We start from the raw sequence: 23,000 nt of genomic DNA, 5'->3' as shown, positions 1-23,000 counted from the left end.
GAGGAGGCGTTCAGGCCCTACATGTTGTGGCTGTCCGACCGCTCGAGCCTATTTAGCAACAGGCTCATCACGGCCTGGATACCCGCCACAAGTACCACACGGACGCGCGGCTCGACGGGGTGAAACCCGCGTCCACCGGCGAGGTGGAGCCGCACCCGCCGGTGACCCGCGCAGTTCACAATCCACCCGGGACGTCGCCGGGGCCGGCGGGCGATGCCCATCCGGGCCGGCGCTTCCCCCACCGGGCCGGCTCTCCCCCGCTACCGCCCCAGCGCCCGCGTCACCGCCGGCGCTTCTCCCGCACCCGCACGCTGATCTGGATCGGTGAGCCCTCGAACCCGAAGGCCTCCCGCAGCCGGTTCTCCAGGAACCGGCGGTAACCGGCCTCGATGAACCCGGTAGCGAAGATGACGAACCGCGGCGGCCGGTTGGCGGCCTGGGTGGCGAACAGGATGCGCGGCTGCTTCCCGCCGCGCACCGGGTGCGGGTGGGCGGCGGCGAGCTCGCCGAGGAAGGCGTTGAGCCGGCCGGTAGGGATGCGGGTGTCCCACGACGCCAGCGAGGTCTCCAGCGCCCGCACCAGCCGGTTGGTGTGCCACCCGGTGCGCGCGGAGATGTTGATCCGCGGCGCCCACCGCACCTGGACGAGGTCGAGCTCGTTCTCCCGCTCCAGCAGCGGCCGGCGGTCCTCGTCCACCAGGTCCCACTTGTTGTAGGCGATGACCAGGGCGCGGCCGGCGTCGATCACCTGCTGGATGACCCGGGTGTCCTGCTCGGTCAGCGGCACCGAGGCGTCGATGAGCACCACGGCCACCTCTGCCTTCTCCAGCGCGGCCTGCGTGCGCAGCGAGGCGTAGAAGTCCGCGCCGGAGGTCTGGTGCACCCGTCGGCGGATCCCGGCGGTGTCGACGAACCACCACGGCCGCCCGCCCAGCTCGATGAGCTCGTCGACCGGGTCGCGGGTGGTGCCCGGGGCGTCGTGGACGACGACGCGCTGGGCCCCGGCGAGGGTGTTGAGCAGGGAGGACTTGCCTACGTTCGGCCGGCCGAGCAGGGCCACCCGCCGCGGCCCGGCCTCCGGCAGCGCCCCGGCGACGGCCGAGACCTCGGGCAGGGCGGCCACGGCGGCGTCGAGCAGGTCCCCCGAGCCGCGCCCGTGCAGGGCCGAGACCGGGTGCGGCTCACCCAGCCCGAGGGACCACAGCAGGGCGGCGTCGGCCTCCTGCGCGGGCGAGTCGACCTTGTTGGCCACCAGGACGACCGGCTTGCCGGAGCGGCGCAGCAGCCGCACCACCCGCTCGTCGGTGTCGGTGGGCCCGACGGTCGCGTCGACCACGAACATCACCGCGTCGGCCAGGCCGACGGCGACCTCGGCCTGCTCGGCGACCCGCGCGTCGACGCCGGCCAGGTCGGTCTCCCAGCCGCCGGTGTCCACCAGGGTGAAGCGCCGCCCGGCCCACTCCGCCGGGTAGCTGACGCGGTCCCGGGTGACGCCCGGGACGTCCTGGACAACCGCCTCGCGGCGGCCGAGGATCCGGTTGACCAGGGTGGACTTGCCCACGTTCGGCCGGCCGACGACGGCGAGCACGGGCAGCCCGTGGGCGGGCGCGGCCTCCGCCTCGGTGTCCGCGCCGTCGAGGACGGCGAGGTCCTCGTCCTCCAGCACGTAGTCGGCCAGGCCGGCGCGCAGGGCCTCGGCGCGACGCTCCTCCGCTGCGGGGTCGGCGGTCGGCTCGGGCGGGCGCTCGTCGGGTGTCATGGGCGCCATTCTCCCGTGTCCGGGCTGGGGCCGGCCGGCCCGCTCGCCGGGCGCCCGTCCGCGCCGGGCACCGTAGGCCCGTGCGGCCCGGGCGGGACCGCTCCGTCCGAGCCGGGCGGCGTCGGCCCGTCCGGCCCGCTCGCCGGGGAGTCGTCGCCGGCCGACGGCGTCCCGCGGCCCGGGTCGTCCGGCCGGCCCGGGTCCTCGGCCGAGTCGGGCAGGGGCACGCCGGTCAGGGCGGTGGCGTGGTCCACGTGGGCGGCCAGCCCGGCGCCGATCCGGGCCATCGCCTGGGCCATGCGGTCGCGGCGGCTGGTGCCCGGCGCGAGGTCGAGGGCGATCGGGTCGCCGAAGACGACGTGCAGCCGCGACCGCGGGCGGGGCACCTTCCCGCGGCTGTCCCCCGGCAGCCGGGTGCCCAGGCACGCGGCCGGCACCACCGGGGCGCCGGAGTTGACCGCGAGCCACGCCACCCCGGCGCGGACCGAGGAGACGTCGCCGCGGCCACGGGTGCCCTCGGGGAAGATGCCCACCACGCGGCCCTCGGCGAGCAGCGCCTTGCCCACGGCCAGGGCGGCGCGGCCGGAGGACCGGTCCACCGGGATCTGCCCGGCCCAGGTCATCAGGAAACCGATCCGGGAGTCGAAGAACTCCTGCTTGGTGAGGAAGTGAGAACCTCTCGGCAGCGCCCCGAAGACCACCGGCCCGTCCACGATCCCGACGTGGTTGGACGCGATGATGACCGGCCCGGTCGCCGGGACCTTCTCGGCGCCGTGGACAGTGGTGTTCCACCACACGTGGTCGAGGAACCGGCCCACCTGCCGGGCCCAGACCGGTCCCCACCGGTAGATGTCCTCCGGGCGCACCCGCTGGCCGCGGGTGGCGGTGCTGCCCTGGCGCGCGGGCTGCCGGGCCCCGGGCCCGCCGTCGCGCGCGCTCACCGGCCCGCCTCCTCGGTGGCCGCCCGGACGGCGGCGAGCACGGCGGCGAACGTCTCCTCGCGGCCGAGCCCGGAGGAGTCGATGGTGACCACCCCGTCGGCCGCGGTGAAGAAGGCCGAGACCGTGGCGTCGTCGGCGTCCCGGCGCACCACGACGTCCCGGGTGACGGCGATGCTGGCGGCGTCGGCGGCGCCGTGCAGCTCGCGGGCCCGCCGGGCGAGGCGGGCGTCCTCGTCGGCGACCAGCAGGATCCGCACGTCGGCGTCGGGCGCCACGACGGTGGTGATGTCCCGGCCCTCGGCGACCACCCCGCGCCCGCCGGCGGTGGCGCCCGGGTCGGTGGCCTCGGCCTCGATGATCGCGCGCTGGCGCCGGCGCAGCTCGGCGCGCACCTCGAGGTTGGTGGCGACCTTGGACACCACCGCGGAGAGCTCGGCGGTGCGGATGGCTGTGGTGACGTCGACGCCGTCGCAGATCACCCGGGGGTCGGCGGGGTCGGTGACCATGGTCAGCGGCAGGGCCCGGACGGCGGCGGCGACGGCGGGGACGTCGTCGAGGTCGACCCCGCGGCGCTGGCACCACCAGGTGGCGGCCCGGTACGTGGCGCCGGTGTCGAGGTAGGCCAGGGCGAGCTCGCTGGCCAGCCGCCGGGAGACGGTGGACTTTCCCGACCCGGAGGGCCCGTCGATGGCGACCACGAGGCCGCGCTTCCCGCGCCGGCCCCCGCCCGCCGTCGGCACGTGCGGCGCGCCGGCCGCGGGCACCTGTGATCCGGCCGCCGTCGGCCCCTGCGGCCCGCCCGCCGGGGCGTGCGGCCCGGACCCCTGCGGCCCGCCCGCCGTCGGCCCGCCGGTCTGCTCGCGAGGTGCGCTCATCGGGCCACCACCCGCCAGCCGCGCCGGTCCAGCTCGGCCTCCAGCGGCTCGACGACGGCCGGCAGCACGGCGAGGGTGGCCACGCCGACCCGCTGCCCGGCCGAGTGCTCGAGCCGGAGGTCCTCGATGTTGACCCCGGCCTCCCCCACCTCGGTGAAGAGCCGGCCGAGCTCGCCGGGGGCGTCGGGGACGAGGACGCTGACCTCGCCGTAGCGCCGCGGGGCGCCGCCGTGCTTGCCAGGGATCCGTGCGACGCCGGTGTTGCCCGCGCCGATCAACCGGGCGAGCGGGCCGGTGGACCCGGCCGCCAGGGGGCCGTCGACGGCGATCCGGTCCAGCGCGGCGAGGAGCTCTGCCAGGTCCGCCTGCAGGGCGTGCAGGACGGCCGCGACCGGGCCGGCGTTGCCGGCGAGGATGGTCGCCCACAGCAGCGGGTCGGAGGCGGCGACCCGGGTGACGTCCCGCAGCCCCTGCCCGGCCAGGCTCAGCGCGGCCTCCGGGGCGCCGTTCAGCCGGGCGGCGACCAGGGACGCGGCCAGCTGGGGGACGTGAGAGACGAGGGCGACGGCGTCGTCGTGCTCGGCCGCGCCCAGGGTGACCGGGCTGGCGCCGACGTCGGCCGCCAGGGACCGCACGGCCAGGACGGCGTCCGGCCGGCTGCGCGGGCCGGGGACGACCACCCAGGGCCGGCCGGCGAAGAGGTCGGCGTCGGCGGCGGCCGCGCCGGAGCGCTCCCGCCCGGCCATCGGGTGCGAGCCCACGTACCGGTCGCCACCCGCGCCGGCGCCGGCCTCGACCTCGGCGGCGATGACGGACTTCACGCTCGCCACGTCGGTGACGACGGCGCCCGGGTGGGCCGCCAGCGCGGCGAGCACGGCGTCGGCGGTCACGTCCGGCGGGGTGGCGACGACGACGAGGGCGGGCTCGGGGTCGCCGTCGGCCGCGGGCGTGCCGGCGCCGACGTCCCGGGCCAGGGCCAGGGCGGTGGGCGAGGCGTCGGCGAGCTGGACCGGGACCCCGGCGGCGCGCAGCGCCAGGCCGAGGCTGGCCCCGAGGAGCCCGGACCCGACGATCCGGACCGGTCCCCGGGTCGTGACGGGACCGGGCGCGAGGGGGTGGTCGGGCACCCGGCGAGGGTACCGCCCCGCCCCCCGTGCCCCGTCCGCTGCCCCGTCCGGCCGTAACCCCCGTACGCCCGCCCGCCGTGCCCCGTCCGCCGTGCCCCCGTCGGCCCCTACCCCGTGCGCCCGTACCCCGTCCGCCCGCCCGCCGTTGCCCCGTCCGCCCGTACCCTGGCGGGCATGGCCGAGCACCGCACGGATGAGCCCCGCGACGCGGACGTCGCCCTCCTCGGCGCCACCGGGGCCGTCGGCCGGCTGGTGGCGCAGTACCTCGCCGAGCACGCCCCGCCCGGCACCCGGGTGGTCCTGGCCGGCCGGTCCGCGGACCGGCTGGCAGCGGTGCGCGCCGCCCTCCCCCCGGCGGCGGCGGGGTGGTCGCTGGCGCACGCCGACCTCACCGACGCCGGCTCCCTGGCCGCGCTCGCCCGCTCCGCCCGGGTGGTGGCGACGACCGCCGGGCCGTACGCCCCCCGGGGCCTCGGCCTCGTCCAGGCCTGCGCCGAGGCCGGCACCCACTACGTCGACCTGACCGGGGAGGTGCTCTTCGTCCGGGCGAGCATCGACGCCTGGCACACCACCGCGGCGGCCACCGGCGCCCGGATCGTCCACGCCTGCGGCTTCGACTCCGTCCCCTCCGACCTCGCGGTGCTCCTCGCCGCCCGGCAGGCCGCGGCCGACGGCGCCGGCGGGCTCACCGCGGCCACGCTGCTCGTCCGCTCGCTCGCCGGCGGCCTGGGCGCCGGCACCATCGACTCGGTGCGCGGCCAGGTGGACACCCTCCGCGAGCGGCCCGACCTGCGCGCCGTCGTCGAGGACCCGTACGGCCTGAGCCCGGACCGGCCAGCCGAGCCGGAGGGACCCGGCGCCCGGGACCGGCGGCGGGCCTTCCGGCACCCGGCCGTGGGCGGCTGGGTCGCCCCGTTCGTCATGGCGCCGTTCAACACGCGGGTGGTGCGGCGCAGCAACGCCCTGCAGGGCTGGGCCTACGGCCGCGGCCTGCGGTACCGGGAGCTGATGGTCCACGGCCGCGGGCCGGCCGGTGCGGTGGCGGCGCTGGCGGCCGCGGCCGGGCCGGTCGTGGCCCCCGCGCTGCTGGCCTGGCCGCCGACCCGGGCGGTCCTGGACCGCCTCCTGGACTCCGCCGCGACGGGCCCGGACGCGGCGACCCAGCGGCCCGGCCGGTTCCGGCTCGAGGTGCACGCCGCGACCGAGAGCGGCGCGCGGTACACCGTCGAGGTCGGCGCTGACCTCGACCCCGCCTTCCGCGCCACCGCCGCCATGCTGGCCGAGAGCGCGCTGGCGCTGGTGCACGACGGCGACCGGCTGCCCGACCGGGCAGGCGTGCTCACCCCGGCCACCGCCGTCGGCGCCCCGCTCGTCGACCGGCTCCGCGACGCCGGCTTCCGGCTGGGGCTGCCGAGCCCCGCCTGACGGGACGGCCCGCCGACCGCGGTCGGCGGTGCCGCCCCGCGACGAGCCTGGGTCCGCTCGCCGTCGGCGAGCGCTCGGGCGGCGAGTGCTCAGGCGGCGGCGAGCCGCGGCAGCAGCGGCGCGAGCGTGTCGACGGCGTCCTGCCGCACGACGTACCGGGTGATCCCCCACCGGCGGCGGTGCTCCCGCACGGCGGCGACGATCTCCGCGGCCGTGCCGACCAGGACGTAGGGCACCGCCAGCAGGTCCGCCGCCGCGGTCCCGGTCTGCTCGGCGAGCTCGGCGACGGCGGCGCCGGCGTCGTCGGTGACGAGCACCTGCTGGACGAGCGCCTCCAGCGCCGGCGCGGCGGTGCGCCCGGCGGCGCCGGCGGCGACCGCCTCGACCTGGGCGTCCACCTGCGCCGGGGTCCACCGGACGGCGTGGTTGTGCCCGTCGGGCAGGGTGCGGCCCAGCCCGGACAGCCCGACGACGTCGGCCCGGGCGCCGGCGAAACGCAGCAGGCGGGTGTTGGACGTGCCGACGGTCAGCGGGATGTGCTCCTGCACCGGCCGGGGCGCGGCCAGGGCGGCGCCGCGGACGGCCAGGCCCGGGGCGGTGACGGTGACCTCGGCGCCGTCGAGCAGGTCCTGCACCGCGGTCACGACGGCGATGCACCGGTCCACCCGGCCGGCCACGTCCGGCCGCTCCCGGCCGACCGCGCGCCACTCCGCCGGGGTGTGCCCGGCGCCCAGGCCGAGGCGGGCCCGGCCGCCGGAGACGACGTCGAGCGTGGCGACGTCGGCGGCGATGTGCACCGGTTCCCGCACGCCGCCGTTGGTGACGTAGGAGCCGAGGCCGAGGGTGGTGGTGACGGCGCCGGCCGCGGCCAGGGCGACGAACGGGGTGGGCGCCGCACCGGGGTGGTCGGCGACGGTCAGGGCGTCGAAGCCGGCGGCCTCGACGCGGCGGGCCAGGTCCAGCCAGGCGGCGGCGTCGGTCGGGTGGGCCTGCACGGAGAGGGTGGCCATCGCCCCAGCCTGCCGCACCGGTGGCCGCCGGGGCGACGGCGGTGCGATGCCGGTGCGACGGCGGTCGCCGACGACGCTCGGCCTCCCTGCACCTCGCCGACGACGCTCGAACCGGCGAGGTCGGCATGAACCGGCGAGCTCGGCGCACCGCGGTTGCTCGAGTTCGCCAGTGCGTGCTGAGTTCGACAGTTTGCGCTAGCGAACTCGGCGTGAACCGGCGAACTGGGCATGAACCAGCGAACTCTGGCGGTACCTGCCGGCACCGACGCTCGCCCGTGCCTGTCGGCGCCGACGCCCGTCTGGGACCCGCTCCCGACTGCCTGCCCCTACAGCCCGACGGCCTGCATGAGCGCACCCAGCTCGCGCCCCGCCACCACGCGGGTGCTGCCCGGCCGGAGCGTGCCGAGGACGACCGGGCCGATCCGGGTCCGGCTGAGCCGGGTGACCGGGTGCCCGACCTCGGCGAGCAGCCGGCGGACGATGTGGTTGCGGCCCTCGTGCAGCACCACCTCCACCAGCGAGCCGGCCGCCGTCGCCTCCTTGACGGTGAAGGCGTCCACCCGGACCGGGCCGTCGGCCAGCTCGACCCCGGCGCGGAGCCGGCGGCCCAGCCCGCGCGGCACCCGGCCCTCGACGGTGGCGAGGTAGGTCTTGGTCACCTCCCAGGAGGGGTGGGTGAGGCGGTGCGCGAGCTCGCCGTCGTTGGTCAGCAGCAGCAGCCCGGAGGTGTCGGCGTCGAGGCGCCCGACGTGGAAGAGCCGCTCGGGCCGGTAGGCGACGTACTGGGCCAGGGACGGCCGGCCGCGGTCGTCCTCCATCGTGGACACCACGCCGACGGGCTTGTGCAGCGCGAGGGTGACCAGGCTGTCGTCGAGCTGGACCCGCAGGCCGTCCACGTGGACGACGGCGACCGTCGGGTCCACCCGCACGCCCAGCTCGCGGACCGTCCGCCCGTCCACGGTGACCCGGCCGGCGGCGATGAGCGCCTCGCAGGCGCGGCGGGAGCCGACGCCGGCCGCGGCCAGCACCTTCTGCAGCCGGACGCCGTCGGGCACGTGCGGGTCGCTCACAGGTCGGCGTCCATCTCGTCCAGGCTGGCCAGCTCGGGCAGGTAGGGCGCGAGCGGGGGCAGGTCCGCCAGGGACCCCAGGCCCATCCGCTCCAGGAAGTAGGAGGTGGTGCGGTACCGCATGGCCCCGCCGTCCGGGTCCGGGCCGGCCTCCTCCACCAGGCCGCGGGCGAGCAGGGTGCGGACCACGCCGTCGACGTTGACCCCGCGGATCGCCGCCACCCGGCCGCGGGTGACCGGCTGGCGGTAGGCGATGACGGCGAGGGTCTCCAGGGACGCCTGGGTGAGGCGGGCGGTCTGGCCCTCCAGGACGAACCGGCCGACGACGTCGGCGTGCGCGGGGGCGGAGTAGATCCGCCACCCGCCGGCGACCTCGCGCAGCTCGAAGCCGCGGGCCCGGCCCGGCCCGGCGCCGCGGTACTCCGCCGCCAGGGCGGTGAGGAGCTCGACCACCTGCCCGGTGGGCAGCCCGAGCGCGGCGGCCAGCGCGGCGGCCGGCACCGGCTCGTCGACGACCATCAGCACCGCCTCGAGGGCGGCGAGGTGGGCCTCGGGCAGCACGTCGTCCGGCACCGGTTCGTAGCGCGGCTCAGGCATCGGCGGCCACCTGGGGGCGGGCACCGGCCGGGCCGGGGGCCGGCCCGTCCTCGGGGTCCGCGCCGGCGTGGACGGGACCTGGAGCGTCCGCCTGGTCCATGGCTCCCGGGCCCGGCCCGCCGGCCGCCGGGGCACCGTCGTCGTAGTCCTCCTGGACCACCACGTCGCCCTCCTCCGCGCCGGACCAGCGGACCGTCAGCTCGCCGAGGGCGTCGGCCTGGGCGAAGGCGACGGCCCCCTCGCGGAAGAGCTCGAGCAGGGCGAGGAACCGGGCGACCACCACCGCGGTGCTGGCGGCGTCGGCGGTGAGGGCGCGGAAGGTGGCCACGCGCACCCGGCGCAGCCGGCCCACCAGGATCGCCGCCTGCTCGGGGACGGGGACCACGGGGCTGTGCAGGTGGGCGGTGCCGACCTCCGGCGGGCCCGGCCGCGGCGCCAGCGCCCGGGCGGCGAGACGGGCCAGCTCCTCCGCACCCACCCGCATGACCAGCTCGGGCAGCAGCGCCGCCAGGTGCGGCTCGAGCGGCACGCTGCGCGGGTAGGACCGGGCGCCCGCCGCCCACGCCTCCCCCAGGTGCGCGGCGACCTCCTTGAACGCCCGGTACTGCAGGAGGCGGGCGAAGAGCAGGTCGCGCGCCTCGAGCAGCTCCAGGTCCTCGGCGTCCTCCACCGTGCCGCGCGGGAGCAGGCGGGCGGCCTTGAGGTCCAGCAGGGTCGCCGCGATGACGAGGAACTCGCTGGCCTGGGACAGGTCCCACTCGGTCTGGGCGGAGATGTGCGCGATGAACTCGTCGGTCACCTCGGCCAGAGCCACCTCGGTGATGTCCAGGCGGTGCTTGGCGATCAGCGAGAGCAGCAGGTCGAACGGCCCGCTGAAGTTCTCCAGGGTGATCTCGAAGGCGTCCCGGCGGGGCTGGGCGCCGGCCGAGGCGGTGCCGGCCGCCGTCGTGCTGCCGGGCGCCGACCCGGTACCGGCCGCCGTCGTGCCGCCGGCCGAGGCGGTACCGGCCGCCGTCGCCGTGCCACCGACCGCCGACCCGGTACCGGCCGCCGTCGTGCCGCCGACCGCCGACGCGGTGCCGGCCGCCGTCGCCGTGCCGGCCCCGAGGCGTGGGTCAGGCGGCATCGCCGCGGGCGACGAGCTCTCGGGCGAGCCGCCGGTAGGCCTCCGCGCCGGGGTGGGCGGGCGCGTACGTGGTGATCGGCTCGGTGGCGACGGAGGCGTCGGGGAACTTCACCGTGCGGGCGATCATGGTGTCGAAGACCTTCTCGCCGAACGCCTCGCGGACCCGGTCGATGACCTCCCGGGAGTGCAGGGTGCGCAGGTCGACCATGGTGGCGAGGATGCCGTCGATCCGCAGCCGCGGGTTGATCCGGTCCTGCACCCGCTCGATGGACTCCACCAGCAGGGCGACGCCGCGCAGCGCGAAGAACTCCGCCTCCAGCGGGATGATCACGCCGTGCGCCGCGGTGAGCGCGTTGACCGTGAGCAGCCCGAGGGAGGGCTGGCAGTCGATGAGGACGACGTCGTAGTCGTCCAGGACCGGGCGCAGCACCCGGGCCAGGGCCTGCTCGCGGGCGACCTCGCTGACCAGCTGCACCTCGGCGGCGGACAGGTCGATGTTGGCCGGGACGAGGTCCAGCCCGTCGACGGCGGTGTGCTCGATGATCTCGCGGACGTCCCCGCGCGGCTCCATCAGCAGGTTGTAGATCGTGCGGTCGAGCTCGTGGCCGTTCACGCCCAGCCCGGCCGAGGCAGCGCCCTGGGGGTCGAAGTCGACGAGCAGGACCTTGCGGCCGTACTCGGCCAGCGCGGCGCCGAGGTTGATGGTGGTGGTGGTCTTGCCGACGCCGCCCTTCTGGTTGCACATGGCGATGACCCGGGCCGGGCCGTGACCGGTGAGCGGGGCGGGCACCGGGAAGTCCGCCGGCGAGTCGGCCACCTCCGTGCCGACGCCGGCGCTGTCCGGGAGGAGGCCAGGCTGGTCGTTGCTCACCCTGCCACGCTAGTCGACGGCTATGGGCGTCCCAAACATCCCGGGGAGCGCGTCGGGGGCTTGCCTCGCCCCGTCGTCGTCCCCGCCGTCGCGGGGTCGGGTGCCGGCTCCGCCGGGACCAGCGCCGGTCGGCGTCGCCCGGTCTTGGGCCCGCCCGATGACGCCCGGCCGCGGTCCCGCCCGACGTCGGCCGGCCTTGGCCCCACCCGACGGCGGCCGATCTGGGGCCCGCGGCTCAGCCGCGGGCGCGGGGGTGGGCGGCCGCGTAGACCTCCCGCAGGGTCTGCGCGGTGACCTGGGTGTAGATCTGCGTCGTGGTCACCGAGGCGTGCCCGAGCAGCTCCTGCACCACCCGCACGTCCGCGCCGCCGGCGAGGAGGTGGGTCGCGAAGGAGTGCCGCAGGGTGTGCGGGGAGACCCGCTCGGTCAGCCCCGCCCGGCCCGCCGCCTCCTGCAGCACCGCCCACGCGCTCTGCCGGCTGAGCGGGTTGCCCCGGGTGTTGAGGAACAGCGCGGCGTTCCCCCGGCCGGCCCGGGCCAGCGCCGGCCGGGCCCGCACCAGGTACGCCTCCACGGCCTCGACGGCGTACCGGCCCACCGGCACCACCCGCTCCTTGCGGCCCTTGCCGAACAGCCGGACGGCGGGCAGCTCGCCGGCCAGGTCCAGGTCGTCCACCGCGAGCCCGACCGCCTCGCTGATCCGGGCGCCGGTGCCGTACAGCACCTCCAGCAGCGCCCGGTTGCGCAGCGGCACCGGGCCCTCCCCCACCGACGCCGCCGCCAGCAGCGCCTCGACCTGGTCGACCGCGAGCGCCTTGGGCAGTCGCTTGCCCGACGCCGGCGGGCGGACCTCCGCCGTCGGGTCCTCCGCCGTCCACCCCTCCTCGTGCGCGAACCGGTGCCAGCCGCGCACGGCGGTGACCGCCCGGCCGGCCGAGGAGGCGGCCAGCTGGGAGTGCCCGTCGGCGCCGGTGCGCAGCGCCTCGACGTAAGCGGCCACGTCCGGCTCGCGGACGCCGGCGAGCGCGCCGTGGCCGCGGGCGGCGAGGAAGGCGCAGTAGCGCTCGAGGTCCCGGCGGTAGGCGGCCAGGGTGTTGTCGCTGACGCCGCGCTCGACCGCCAGGTGCGCGAGGTACTCGGTCCGTTGCCGGTCCAGCCGCGTCGGGGCGGGGGAGGCGTCGAGCGCCGCAGGCACGGTGGGTGCCGCGGCGGCGCCGGGCACCGGAGGCTCACCGGGCGCCGCACCGGCCGGACCACCGGCCGCGACGGCGGGGTCAGCGGGCACCGCGACGGCGGGCGCGCCGGGCGCCCTGCCCGTCGCCTCGGCCGCGCGGCCCGACGTCACAGCGGCAGGAAGGGGTCCACCGCGACGGCCAGGAACACCACCGACAGGTAGGTGATGGACCCATGGAACACCTTCATCGCCGCAAGCTTGCCACGCTCGGGCTGGCGCGCCCGGCGGTAGAGCTGGACGCACGAGCCGAGGAACCAGGCGCCGGCGGCGGCCGCGAGGACGGCGTAGACCCAGGTCATCCCGGCCACCGGGACGAGGACCAGCGTCGTGGCCACCGTGGCGAGCGCGTAGCCGAGGATCTGCCGGGCGACGCGGACGTCCTCGGCGACCACGGGGAGCATGGGCACCCCGGCGCGGGCGTAGTCCTTCTTGAACCTCATCGACAGCGGCCAGTAGTGCGGCGGCGTCCAGAAGAAGACGACCAGGAAGAGCACGACCGGGGCCCAGGTGAGCGACCCGGTGACGGCCGCCCAGGCGATGAGCACGGGCATGCAGCCGGCCACCCCGCCCCAGACGATGTTCTGCGAGGTCCGGCGCTTGAGGACCAGCGTGTAGAGCACGACGTAGAGCCCGATCGCGGTCAGCGCGAGGGCCGCGGAGACGAGGTTGACCAGCACGGCGAACCACGTCACGGACACGGCGGCGAGCGTGGCGGCGAAGACGAGGGCCTGCCGGGGCGTCAGCTCCCCGGTGACCAGCGGCCGCTGCTTGGTGCGGTTCATCAGCCGGTCGATGTCGCGGTCGAAGTACATGTTGAAGGCGTTGGCCGCGCCGGCCGCCATCGCCCCGCCGACCAGCGTGGCGAGCAGCAGCCAGGTGCCCGGCCAGCCCTGCGCGGCGAGGAACATGGTCGGGAACGTGGTGACCAGCAGCAGCTCGATGATTCGCGGCTTGGTCAGCGCGACGTAGGCCCACAGTTTCGACCGCTGCGGCCCGGCGGTCGGGTGCAGCGGGTCGGCCGGCTCGGGCGAGGCAGCGGCCGACGGCGAGGGCCCGGGACGGTCCTGCCCGGCGCCGACCGCATCGGCCGGCCCGGTGACACCAGCACCGGCGGCCCCATGAGCGGCTGGCCACCGGCCGCCGTCGCCGAGCGGGCCCGGGACGCCAGCGGCATCGGCCACCGTCCGGTCCACGGGGCGGTCGGCGGCAGGCTGGGCGCTGGGCACGCAGGTCCTCACTTCCGGTGACGCTCGTCACGCTCGACTGGAGGGCACCGCCCTCCTGCTCCGGCCCATGGTACGGGGGCACCCTGCCGCCGGGGCCACAGCCGCGCAGGGGACGTCCGGATCGCTCCCGCCCGGTGGCTCCGCGCAGTGCTGCTCTTCCTCGGCCCAGCGCTGTTCAGCCGTCGGCTCCCGGACCGCCCGCAACCCCCGTCAGCGGCTCCAGGCCCACGAGCGGTGCGCGGGCTGGCTGCGGGGCGGGCGGCCGCATCCTGTGTAGTCGTTGAAGCGCTTTCCCGCCGCCGGGAAAGCGCTTCAACGACTACACAGGATGCGCACCACGACCACCACCGCCGCGCACCCATACCGAGAACGACCAAACGGTTGCTGCGAGCAACCCTCTTGTCGTTCTCGGTGCGCCGCGAGCACCGCTGGCCCGCCTCCTCGGCGCACCGAGCACCGACGGCCCGCGGCCTTGGCGCCGGCCGGGGCGCCAGCCCCCGGACGGCGCGCACCAGGCTGCCGCAGCCACCCCGCCCGCCCCCGCCGAGACGGCCCCGCTCACCGGCCGGTCCGCCGAGGCGAGCCGGAACCGGCGCGGGTAAGGTCGAGGCCGTACCTGGGGCGCCGCGCGGCGCGGCTGCGCTCGTCCGCCGCCCCTGACCCCGAGGGTCCTGGGTGGACCAGGACGGAGACGAGGATCTGTGAACAGCTCACCCGGGACGCCCGCGCTGGAGTGGTCCGAGCTCGACGCCCGCGCCGTGGACACCGTCCGGGTGCTGGCCGCCGACGCCGTCCAGCAGGTCGGCAACGGCCACCCGGGCACCGCGATGTCCCTCGCGCCGGCCGCCTACCTGCTCTACCAGCGGGTGATGAACCTCGACCCCGCCGACGAGCACTGGCTGGGCCGGGACCGGTTCGTCCTCTCGGCGGGCCACTCCTCCCTCACCCAGTACATCCAGCTCTACCTCGCCGGGATGGGCCTGGAGCTGGAGGACCTGCAGGCGCTGCGCACCTACGGCTCGCGGACCCCCGGCCACCCCGAGTACCGGCACACCCCGGGGGTGGAGATCACCACCGGGCCGCTCGGGCAGGGCCTGGCCGCCGCCGTCGGGATGGCCCTGGCCGCCCGCCGCGAGCGCGGCCTGCTCGACCCCGACGCCCCGGCCGGGGAGAGCCCGTTCGACCACCACGTCTACGTCATCGCCTCCGACGGCGACCTCCAGGAGGGCGTCACCTCCGAGGCCTCCTCGCTGGCCGGCACCCAGGAGCTGGGCAACCTGGTCGTCCTCTACGACGACAACCACATCTCCATCGAGGACGACACCAACGTCGCCTTCACCGAGGACGTCCTGGCTCGGTACGCCGCCTACGGCTGGCACACCCAGCGGGTGGACTTCACCCAGGGCGGCGGGGAGTACCACGAGGACGTCGAGGGCCTGTACGCCGCCCTCCAGGCCGCCCGCGCCGAGACCGGCCGGCCGTCGATCATCGCGCTGCGCACGATCATCGGCTGGCCCGCCCCCAACAAGCAGAACACCGGCGCCGTGCACGGCTCGGCGCTGGGCGCGGACGAGGTCCGGGCGGTGAAGGAGATCCTCGGCTTCGACCCGGACCAGACCTTCGCCGTCGCCGAGGACGTCCTGGCCCACACCCGCGGCAATGCCGCCGCCCGGGCCCGCGCCGACCGGGAGCGCTGGGAGGCCAGCTTCGCCGGCTGGCGCGAGGCCCATCCCGACGCCGCGGCCCTGCTGGACCGGCTGCGCGCCCGCGAGCTGCCCGCCGGCTGGGCGGAGGCGCTGCCCGACTTCGAGGCCGGCAAGGACGTCTCCACCCGCAAGGCCTCCGGGGAGGTGCTCGCCGCGCTCGCCGACCCGCTGCCCGAGCTGTGGGGCGGCTCGGCGGACCTGGCCGGCTCCAACAACACGACGATGAAGGGCCAGCCGTCCTTCCTCCCGGTGGAGCGCTCCACCGAGATGTTCCCGGGCAACCCGTACGGCCGGACGCTGCACTTCGGCATCCGCGAGCACGCCATGGGCGCCATCGTCAACGGCATCGCCCTGCACGGCCTCACCCGCCCCTACGGCGGCACCTTCCTGGTCTTCTCCGACTACATGCGCCCGGCCGTCCGGCTGGCCGCCCTGATGGGCGCCCTGTCGACGTTCGTCTGGACGCACGACTCCATCGGCCTGGGCGAGGACGGGCCCACCCACCAGCCGGTGGAGCACCTGACCGCGCTGCGGGCCATCCCCGGTCTGGACGTCGTCCGGCCGGCCGACGCCGCCGAGACCGCCCAGGCCTGGCGGGGCATCCTGGAGCGGCACGACCGGCCCGCCGGCATCGTGCTGACCCGGCAGGACGTGCCCAACCCGGCCCGGGGCGACGGCGCCGCGGAGGGGGACACCCTGGCCAGCGCCGAGGGCGTGCTGCGCGGGGCGTACGTGCTCGCCGAGGCCCGCGGCGGCGTCCCGGACGTCCTCCTCCTCGCCAGCGGCTCGGAGGTGCAGATCGCGCTGGCCGCCCGGGAGCAGCTCGCCGAGCAGGGCGTGGCCGCCCGGGTGGTGTCCGTGCCGAGCATGGAGTGGTTCGCCGAGCAGGACGAGGCCTACCGCGAGGCCGTCCTCCCCGCCGCGGTCCGGGCCCGGGTCTCGGTCGAGGCCGGGATCGCGATGAGCTGGCGGTCCCTGGTCGGCGACGCCGGCCGGTCGGTCTCGCTGGAGCACTACGGCGCCTCGGGGGCCTACCAGGTCCTGTACGAGAAGTTCGGCCTGACCGCCGACGCCGTGGTCGCCGCCGCCCGGGAGTCCCTCGCCGCCGCCCAGGGCGGGGCCGGGGTCCCGGCCACCGTCGGCGTGCCCACCCTCGCCGGCACCGCGGACCGGCCGAAGTAGGCCGCCGTGCCCCGGTCGCCCGGCCACGCCCGCGGGGGCGCCGCCCCCGCGGCGGCAGCACGTCGGCGGAAGCCCCCGGCGGCGACCGCCGTCCCCGTCCCGTCAGCAGCAGCCCCCGCAGCCGCCAGCCCCGGCAGCCCCGCGGGGCACGCCCGGAGAACCTGGAGCAGGACATGACTGAGAGCAGCACGACCGACCGCCTCGGCGAGCTCAGCCGGTGCGGGGTGTCCATCTGGCTGGACGACCTCTCCCGGGGCCGCCTCACCAGCGGCGGCCTGGCCCGCCTCGTCCGGGACAGGCACGTGGTGGGCGTGACCACCAACCCCACCATCTTCGCCGGCGCCCTGGCCAAGGGCGAGGACTACGACGAGCAGGTCCGGGCCCTGGCCGCCGGCGGCGCGGACACCGACGAGGCGGTGCTCAGCATCACCACCGACGACGTGCGCGACGCCTGCGACCTGCTCGCCGACGTCTACGCCGCCACCGGCGGGCAGGACGGGCGTGTGTCCATCGAGGTGGACCCGCGGCTGGCCCGGGACGCCGAGGCGACCATCGAGGCCGCCCGGGCGCTGTGGGCCACCGTGGACCGGCCCAACCTCATGGTGAAGATCCCTGCCACCGCCGAGGGCCTGGCGGCGATCAGCCAGGCGATCAGCGAGGGCATCAGCGTCAACGTCACGCTGATCTTCGCCCTCGACCGCTACCGCGCCGTCGCCGCCGCCTACCTGGACGGGCTGGAGCGGGCGCAGCGGGCCGGCGTCGACCTGGGCACGATCCGCTCGGTGGCCAGCTTCTTCGTCTCCCGGGTGGACACCGAGGTGGACAAGCGCCTGGACGCCCTCGGCACCGAGGCGGCCGCCGGGCTCCGTGGCCGGGCCGGGGTGGCCAACGCGCGCCTGGCCTACCAGGCCTTCGAGGAGATCTTCTCCTCCCCCCGCTGGGCCGAGCTGGCCGACGCCGGCGCGCACGTGCAGCGGCCGCTGTGGGCCTCCACCGGGGTGAAGGACCCGGCCTACCCGGACACCATGTACGTCGAGGAGCTGGTGGCGCCCGACGTCGTCAGCACCATGCCCGAGCCCACCCTGGACGCCGTCGCCGACCACGCGAACCTGCGCGGGGACACCGTCCGCGGCACCTACGAGGCCGCCGCGGAGGTCCTCGACGGGCTGGAGCGGCTGGGGATCTCCTTCCCGGAGGTCACCGACCTGCTGGAGACCGAGGGGGTCGCGAAGTTCGCGGCCAGCTGGGAGGAGCTGGTGCAGACCGTCACCGCCGCTCTCGACGGCGCCCGGGCGGTGGCCCGATGAGCGCCGGACCCGCCACGGTCACCTGGGCCGGACCGGAGGAGGGCGCGGTCGTGGAGGTCACCGCCACCGGCGACGCCGGCCGCGCCGTCGCCGCCCACGTGCCGGACCTCGTCGCGGAGAAGGTCGCCAGCCGGCTGGCCGCGCAGGACCCCGACCTGTGGGGCCCGGACGCGGCGGCCGAGGCAGCGGTCCGGCTCGGCTGGACCGCCCTGCACGAGACCTCCCGGCCGCTGCTGGAGCCGCTGGCCCGGCTGCGGGAGGAGCTCCGCGCGGAGGGGGTGGACCGGGTCGTGCTGTGCGGCATGGGCGGGTCCTCCCTGGCGCCGGAGGTGATCGCCGCCACCGCCGGCGCCCAGCTGACCGTGCTGGACTCCACCGACCCGGACCAGGTCCACCGCGCGCTGGAGACGGACCTGTCCCGCACCGTCGTGGTGGTCTCCTCCAAGTCCGGCACCACCCTGGAGACCGACTCCCAGCGCCGCACCTTCGAGGCGGCGTTCACCGCCGCCGGGATCGACGCCGCGAGCCGGTTCGTCGTCGTCACCGACCCCGGCTCGGCGCTGCAGCAGGCCGCGGCCGCCGCCGGGTACCGGGCGGTGTTCGAGGCCGACCCGAACGTCGGCGGGCGGTTCTCCGCGCTGACCGCCTTCGGGCTGGTGCCCACCGCCCTGGCCGGGGTCGACGTCGGCCAGCTCCTCGACGAGGCCGCCGCCGTCGCCGACGTCTTCGCCCAGGACACCGACGCCAACCCGGCGCTGGTCCTCGGCGCCGCCCTGGGCGGGACCTCCCCCCGCCGGGACAAGATCGTCCTCCGCGACGCCGGCTCCGGCCTGCTCCACCTCGGCGACTGGGCCGAGCAGCTGATCGCCGAGTCCACCGGCAAGTCCGGCACCGGGCTGCTGCCGGTCGTCGTCGATGACGGCGCCCCCGAGCTGGCCGACCCCGCCCCGGACGTCCTGCCGGTGGTCCTCACCCCGCTGACGGACGAGGCCGACGGCGGCGGCACCGACCCCGGTGCCGCGGAGGCCACCGAGGTCACCGTCTCCGGCACCCTGGGCGCGACCCTGCTGCTGTGGGAGCACGCCGTCGCGATCGCCGGCCGGCTGCTCGGGATCAACCCGTTCGACCAGCCCAACGTGGAGTCCGCCAAGGCCGCCACCCGCGGCCTGCTGGAGTCCACCCCGCCGCCGGAGCCGCCCGCCTTCGAGGACTCCGGGGTGGAGGTGCGGGCCTCGGCCGGGCTGCTCCACGGGGAGACCGCCGTCGCCGACGCCGTGGCGGCCCTGCTGGCCACCCTGCCGGAGGACGGTTACCTCGCCGTCATGGCCTACCTGGACCGGGAGGGCCGCGCCGCGGACCTGCTCGCCGGGGTGCGGCCGGCCCTCGCCGCCCGCACCGGCCGGCCGGTGACCTTCGGCTGGGGGCCGCGGTTCCTGCACTCCACCGGGCAGTACCACAAGGGCGGGCCGGCCACCGGGGTGTTCCTGCAGGTCACCGGCAGCCCGGTGGACCAGGTGCAGATCCCCGGCCGGGACTTCGACTTCGCCGCGCTCATCGCCGCCCAGGCCGCCGGCGACGCCCGGGTGCTCGCCGAGCAGGGCCGGCCGGTCCTGCGGCTGCACGTGACCTCCGCCGACGCCCTGCCCTGGCTGGCAGGCCTGCTCTCCGGCCCGGCCCCCCGATGACCGAGACCCTGCCCGGGGCCGCGGCCGCGGGGAGGCCCGCGACCCCCGGGGCGCCCACCGGCACCGGGACGACCGCGGCTCCCGGGACGCCCGGCGGCTCCGGAGCTCCCGGGACCGCTGGCTCACCCGCCGTCGCCGGCGCGGGCCCGGCCGCCAACCCGCTGCGGGACCCGCGGGACCGGCGCCTGCCCCGCATCGCCGGCCCGGCCGGCCTGGTGATCTTCGGCGTCACCGGCGACCTCGCCAAGCGCAAGCTCATGCCGGCGATCTACGACCTGGCCAACCGCGGGCTGCTGCCGCCGTCGTTCGCGCTCACCGGGTTCGGGCGCCGGTCGTGGTCGCAGGAGGAGTTCGCCGGGGTGGTGCACGACGCCGTCCGCCGGTACGCCCGCACCCCGTTCGACGAGCGGACCTGGGACCAGCTCGCCTCGGGGTTCCGGTTCGTCCAGGGCGAGTTCGACGACGACGCCGCCTTCGACCGGCTCGCCGAGACGGTCCACCAGCTCGACGTCGAGCGCGGCACCGGCGGCAACCACGCGTTCTACCTCTCGGTCCCGCCGGACGCCTTCCCGCGCGTGCTGCGCCAGCTGGACAGGTCCGGACTCTCCAGCGGCGGCGGCGAGGGCTGGCGCCGGGTGGTGATCGAGAAGCCGTTCGGCCACGACCTGGCCTCGGCGCGGGAGCTGGACGCCGTCGTCTCCGAGGTCTTCCCGCCGGACGCGGTCTTCCGGATCGACCACTACCTCGGCAAGGAGACGGTCCAGAACCTGCTCGCGCTACGGTTCGCCAACCAGCTGTTCGAGCCGATCTGGAACGCGCACTACGTCGACCACGTCCAGATCACGATGGCCGAGGACATCGGGATCGGCACCCGCGCCGGCTACTACGACGGCATCGGCGCGGCCCGCGACGTCATCCAGAACCACCTGCTGCAGCTCCTCGCCCTGACCGCGATGGAGGAGCCGGTCTCCTTCTCGGCCGACGCCCTGCGGGCGGAGAAGGAGAAGGTGCTCTCCGCGGTCCGGCTGCCGGCCGACCTGGCCGCGCACACCGCCCGCGGGCAGTACGCGGCGGGCTGGCAGGGCGGGGCCTACGTCCAGGGGTACCTGCAGGAGGAGGGCATCGACCCGGCCTCCGGCACGGAGACCTACGCCGCGCTGCGGCTGGACGTGCAGACCCGGCGCTGGGCCGGGGTCCCGTTCTACCTGCGGACCGGCAAGCGGCTGGGCCGGCGGGTGACCGAGATCGCGGTGGTCTTCGACCGGGCGCCGCACCTGCCCTTCGACCTCGGCGCCACCCAGCAGCTGGGGCAGAACGCCCTGGTCATCCGGGTCCAGCCGGACGAGGGCGTGACCATCCGGTTCGGCGCCAAGGTGCCCGGCACCGCGATGGAGGTCCGGGACGTCACCATGGACTTCGGCTACGGCCACGCCTTCACCGAGAACTCCCCGGAGGCCTACGAGCGGCTCATCCTCGACGTCCTGCTCGGCGACCCGCCGCTGTTCCCCCGCCAGCAGGAGGTCGAGCTCTCCTGGCAGATCCTCGACCCGGTCATCGAGGCGTGGGCGGCCGAGGGCCGGCCCGAGCCGTACCCGCCGGGCACCTGGGGGCCGGCCAGCGCCGACGCCATGCTCGCCCGGGACGGGCGCACCTGGCGGCGGCCGTGACCGTCGACGGCGTCCGGTCCCCCGCGTCCGACGGCGCCCGGTCCCCCGCGCCCGACGGCGCCCGGCCGCCCGCGTCCCGAAGGAGCAGCCGATGATCGTCAACCTGCGCGGCACCACCTCCGCGGCGGTGGGCAACCGGCTGGTGTCCCTGCGCGAGGAGGGCGGCGTCGTCGCCCTCGGCCGGGTCCTCACCCTGGTCGTGCTCGCCCCAGACGAGCAGACCGCCGAGCGGGCTATCCGCACCGCCAACGACGTCTCCCGCGAGCACCCCGCCCGGGTCCTGGTGGTGCTGCCGGACGCCCCCGCCGGGTCCGACGCGCCGGCCAGCGCCACGGGGCCGGAGGGCGGTGACGGGCCGGACGGCGAGGCGCGGCTGGACGCCCAGATCCGGGTCGGCGGCGACGCCGGCGCCTCCGAGGTGGTCCTCCTCAAGCCCCGCGGCGGCGCCGGCCAGCAGCCGGAGACCCTCGTCATGTCGCTGCTGCTGCCGGACGCCCCGATCGTGGCGTGGTGGCCGACGACGGCGCCGCCCGCGCCGTCCACGGACCCGATCGGGCGGATGGCCCAGCGCCGGATCACCGACTCCACCCGGTGCGCCGACCCGGTGACGACGCTCGCCCGGCTCGCCGGCGCCTACGCCCCGGGTGACTCCGACCTCGCCTGGGCGGCGCTGACCCTGTGGCGCTCGGTGCTGGCCGCCGCCCTCGACGAGCCGCCGGCGGAGCCGGTGACTGCCGTGACGGTGTCCGGCGCGGCGGGCCACCCCTCGGTGGACCTGCTCGCGGCGTGGCTGGGCCTGCGGCTGCGCTGCCCGGCCCGGACGCGGGCGCAGGGCCACGACGCGGTGAGCGGTGTGGTGCTCGAGCGCCCCTCCGGGCCGATCACGCTCACCCGGCCGCAGGGGTCGTCGATCGCTGTCCTGACCCGGCCGGGCAGGGTTGACCAGCAGGTCAACATCCCGCTCCGGGACGTCCGCAACAGCCTGATGGAGGACCTGCGCCGGCTCGACCCGGACGTGACCTACGGGGAGGTGCTCACCGAGGGGCTGCCGCTGGTGCGCGCATAGGGCCTGTCTCTCCAACGCGCAAGCCTTGACCGTCGCCGACGTGCTCGTGCTTCTCGATGCTCCTGGTCGAGAGCATGAACAGGAGCCAGGTGCACGCTGCCGCGTGAACCGTCTTACGGAACAGGTCAGGTTGGTCGTTGACCGGTCCCGCACCGTCCGGTGAACGATCGCTGCCCGGGACGCACCTTCAGGTCCGGGCCGTGGTCGTGGTGAGCTCGGCGATGAGGGCGAGGAGGTCCAGGGCGATGTCGCGCATCCGCCCGGCGGGGTCGTAGGAGGGGTCGTAGGAGGCGAGCGTGCCGGAGGCGATGGGCACGGACTCGGCGAGCTGCCGGATGACCTCGTGGACTTCGTTGGCGGTCAGCCCGTTCGGCGCGGCAAAGCCGTTCGCCGGGGCGATCGTCGGGTCGTGAACGTCGAGGTCGACGTGCACGTGCACGACGTCGGCAACATCGGCGAGCCGTTGCACTGCTTCCTGCACCGTGGGCATGTCGCGAACCTGGCTCGGGTCGAGCCAGGTGATTCCGGAGTCGCGCAGCGCCGGCGCTTCCTGGTCGTCCACGTCGCGAGCGCCGGCGAGCACGACGGCCCGCTCGGGTAGTGGCGTGAAGCCCGGGACGGTGGCGGTCAGAGTGCGCCAGCAGCGGCCGACGACCATGGCCAGACCCTGGCCGTCGAGGAATCCGTAGGGGTCGGTGTCGGGGGTGTTGAAGTCACCGTGCGCGTCCAGCCAGACCAGCCCGACTCGCCGCGACGTGGCCGCGGACAGCGCGGCCAGCATGCCGATCGTGCCGCTGCAGTTGCCCGACAGCAGCAGTGGCACCCGGCCCTCGTGGTGTGCAGAGCGCGCCGCGGCGGCGATCTGCCGGTGAAGCTCGAACGCGGTCTTCAGTTCCGCGCGCCACTCCGGCGTCGGGTCGAGTTGCTGCTCGCACACGGAGTGCCCCCGGGCGCGTAACCGGTCACCCGCTCCGGCGCGGGTCAGCGCGGACGGGCCGGCGCCCATCCGCGCCTCGGCTCGCCCGGAGTCGTACGGGACCCGCAGGAGCTGCACAGCGTTCGCTCGCTTCGTCACGGCGACAGTCTGGCCGAGCTACCCATCGGCGGCGGAGGGCCCGACTGCAATC

18 protein-coding genes are annotated in these 23,000 nt (G+C 76.6%); 6 read left to right on the top strand and 12 right to left on the bottom strand.

Annotated features, from left to right (window positions below):
- Window positions 1–280 precede the first annotated feature (280 nt).
- The 4 genes from der to MF406_RS08475 are packed head-to-tail and all read right to left on the bottom strand — an operon-like array spanning window position 281 to window position 4,702.
- Window positions 281–1,759, bottom strand: coding sequence for a ribosome biogenesis GTPase Der (gene der / locus MF406_RS08490; RefSeq protein ID WP_242897584.1), 1,479 nt, complete (start codon window positions 1,757–1,759; stop codon window positions 281–283).
- Window positions 1,756–2,700, bottom strand: coding sequence for a 1-acyl-sn-glycerol-3-phosphate acyltransferase (locus MF406_RS08485; RefSeq protein WP_242897583.1), 945 nt, complete (start codon window positions 2,698–2,700; stop codon window positions 1,756–1,758). The genes der and MF406_RS08485 overlap by 4 nt, the downstream gene beginning before the upstream one ends.
- A complete protein-coding gene (gene cmk / locus MF406_RS08480) occupies window positions 2,697–3,575 on the bottom strand; it encodes a (d)CMP kinase (RefSeq protein ID WP_242897582.1) in 879 nt (292 codons plus the stop codon). The genes MF406_RS08485 and cmk overlap by 4 nt, the downstream gene beginning before the upstream one ends.
- A complete protein-coding gene (locus MF406_RS08475; RefSeq protein ID WP_242897581.1) occupies window positions 3,572–4,702 on the bottom strand; it encodes a prephenate dehydrogenase in 1,131 nt (376 codons plus the stop codon). Before MF406_RS08475 ends, cmk begins: the two co-directional genes overlap by 4 nt.
- A 174-nt stretch (window positions 4,703–4,876) precedes the next feature.
- On the opposite strand from MF406_RS08475, the gene MF406_RS08470 reads away from it, so the two are divergent.
- A complete protein-coding gene (locus MF406_RS08470) occupies window positions 4,877–6,127 on the top strand; it encodes a trans-acting enoyl reductase family protein (protein WP_242897580.1) in 1,251 nt (416 codons plus the stop codon).
- An 89-nt stretch (window positions 6,128–6,216) separates the two neighbouring features.
- Here MF406_RS08470 and MF406_RS08465 read toward each other — a convergent pair whose 3' ends face one another.
- The 7 genes from MF406_RS08465 to MF406_RS08435 form a co-directional block, all read right to left on the bottom strand.
- Entirely contained in the window at window positions 6,217–7,137 is a 921-nt protein-coding gene (locus MF406_RS08465; RefSeq protein WP_242897579.1) for an LLM class flavin-dependent oxidoreductase, read from the bottom strand.
- A 326-nt stretch (window positions 7,138–7,463) separates the two neighbouring features.
- Entirely contained in the window at window positions 7,464–8,207 is a 744-nt protein-coding gene (locus MF406_RS08460) for a pseudouridine synthase (RefSeq protein WP_242897578.1), read from the bottom strand.
- Entirely contained in the window at window positions 8,204–8,803 is a 600-nt protein-coding gene (locus MF406_RS08455) for an SMC-Scp complex subunit ScpB (protein WP_242897577.1), read from the bottom strand. The genes MF406_RS08460 and MF406_RS08455 overlap by 4 nt, the downstream gene beginning before the upstream one ends.
- Window positions 8,796–9,929, bottom strand: coding sequence for a ScpA family protein (locus MF406_RS08450; RefSeq protein ID WP_242897576.1), 1,134 nt, complete (start codon window positions 9,927–9,929; stop codon window positions 8,796–8,798). Before MF406_RS08450 ends, MF406_RS08455 begins: the two co-directional genes overlap by 8 nt.
- Window positions 9,919–10,746 (bottom strand): ParA family protein, encoded by an 828-nt coding sequence (locus tag MF406_RS08445; protein ID WP_242897742.1) that lies wholly within the window; start codon window positions 10,744–10,746, stop codon window positions 9,919–9,921. Before MF406_RS08445 ends, MF406_RS08450 begins: the two co-directional genes overlap by 11 nt.
- 289 nt (window positions 10,747–11,035) lie before the next feature.
- Window positions 11,036–12,022, bottom strand: coding sequence for a site-specific tyrosine recombinase XerD (gene xerD, locus MF406_RS08440; protein WP_371744643.1), 987 nt, complete (start codon window positions 12,020–12,022; stop codon window positions 11,036–11,038).
- Between the two features lie 119 nt (window positions 12,023–12,141).
- Window positions 12,142–13,044 carry a heme o synthase gene (locus MF406_RS08435; RefSeq protein ID WP_242897740.1) on the bottom strand — a complete coding sequence of 301 codons (903 nt, stop codon included), beginning with the start codon at window positions 13,042–13,044 and terminating at the stop codon, window positions 12,142–12,144.
- 917 nt (window positions 13,045–13,961) lie between these two features.
- Between MF406_RS08435 and tkt the strand changes: the two genes are divergently transcribed.
- The 5 genes from tkt to MF406_RS08410 all read left to right on the top strand — a co-directional run bounded on the left by tkt (window position 13,962) and on the right by MF406_RS08410 (window position 21,873).
- Window positions 13,962–16,148 carry a transketolase gene (gene tkt, locus MF406_RS08430; RefSeq protein WP_242897575.1) on the top strand — a complete coding sequence of 729 codons (2,187 nt, stop codon included), beginning with the start codon at window positions 13,962–13,964 and terminating at the stop codon, window positions 16,146–16,148.
- 173 nt (window positions 16,149–16,321) lie between these two features.
- Entirely contained in the window at window positions 16,322–17,455 is a 1,134-nt protein-coding gene (tal, locus tag MF406_RS08425) for a transaldolase (protein ID WP_242897574.1), read from the top strand.
- The gene (locus MF406_RS08420) at window positions 17,452–19,140 is read left to right on the top strand and encodes a glucose-6-phosphate isomerase (protein WP_242897573.1); all 1,689 of its coding nucleotides are present in this window, start codon (window positions 17,452–17,454) and stop codon (window positions 19,138–19,140) included. Before tal ends, MF406_RS08420 begins: the two co-directional genes overlap by 4 nt.
- On the top strand, window positions 19,137–20,807 hold the full coding sequence (gene zwf, locus MF406_RS08415) for a glucose-6-phosphate dehydrogenase (protein WP_242897572.1): 1,671 nt from the start codon (window positions 19,137–19,139) through the stop codon (window positions 20,805–20,807). Before MF406_RS08420 ends, zwf begins: the two co-directional genes overlap by 4 nt.
- Window positions 20,808–20,898: 91 nt before the next feature.
- Complete coding sequence (locus MF406_RS08410) at window positions 20,899–21,873, top strand: glucose-6-phosphate dehydrogenase assembly protein OpcA (RefSeq protein ID WP_242897571.1); 975 nt, start codon at window positions 20,899–20,901, stop codon at window positions 21,871–21,873.
- A gap of 187 nt (window positions 21,874–22,060) precedes the next feature.
- On the opposite strand, the gene MF406_RS08405 is transcribed toward MF406_RS08410, so the two are convergent.
- Window positions 22,061–22,948 (bottom strand): arginase family protein, encoded by an 888-nt coding sequence (locus MF406_RS08405; RefSeq protein WP_242897570.1) that lies wholly within the window; start codon window positions 22,946–22,948, stop codon window positions 22,061–22,063.
- Window positions 22,949–23,000: the final 52 nt, after the last annotated feature.

This window comes from Georgenia sp. TF02-10 (assembly GCF_022759505.1).
In the GTDB taxonomy this organism is placed as follows: domain Bacteria; phylum Actinomycetota; class Actinomycetes; order Actinomycetales; family Actinomycetaceae; genus TF02-10.
The sequence above is the reverse complement of the archived record's forward strand: the minus strand, read 5'-3'. Positions and strand labels throughout refer to the sequence as shown.

Excerpts from the sequence above, each read along its gene's own strand:
- MF406_RS08465 (WP_242897579.1), bottom strand. The coding sequence starts at position 7,137 with ATGGCCACCCTCTCCGTGCAGGCCCACCCGACCGACGCCGCCGCCTGG.
- MF406_RS08420 (WP_242897573.1), top strand. The coding sequence starts at position 17,452 with ATGAGCGCCGGACCCGCCACGGTCACCTGGGCCGGACCGGAGGAGGGC.
- der (WP_242897584.1), bottom strand. The coding sequence starts at position 1,759 with ATGACACCCGACGAGCGCCCGCCCGAGCCGACCGCCGACCCCGCAGCG.
- tal (WP_242897574.1), top strand. The coding sequence starts at position 16,322 with ATGACTGAGAGCAGCACGACCGACCGCCTCGGCGAGCTCAGCCGGTGC.
- zwf (WP_242897572.1), top strand. The coding sequence starts at position 19,137 with ATGACCGAGACCCTGCCCGGGGCCGCGGCCGCGGGGAGGCCCGCGACC.
- MF406_RS08455 (WP_242897577.1), bottom strand. The coding sequence starts at position 8,803 with ATGCCTGAGCCGCGCTACGAACCGGTGCCGGACGACGTGCTGCCCGAG.
- MF406_RS08470 (WP_242897580.1), top strand. The coding sequence starts at position 4,877 with ATGGCCGAGCACCGCACGGATGAGCCCCGCGACGCGGACGTCGCCCTC.
- MF406_RS08410 (WP_242897571.1), top strand. The coding sequence starts at position 20,899 with ATGATCGTCAACCTGCGCGGCACCACCTCCGCGGCGGTGGGCAACCGG.
- MF406_RS08450 (WP_242897576.1), bottom strand. The coding sequence starts at position 9,929 with ATGCCGCCTGACCCACGCCTCGGGGCCGGCACGGCGACGGCGGCCGGC.
- cmk (WP_242897582.1), bottom strand. The coding sequence starts at position 3,575 with ATGAGCGCACCTCGCGAGCAGACCGGCGGGCCGACGGCGGGCGGGCCG.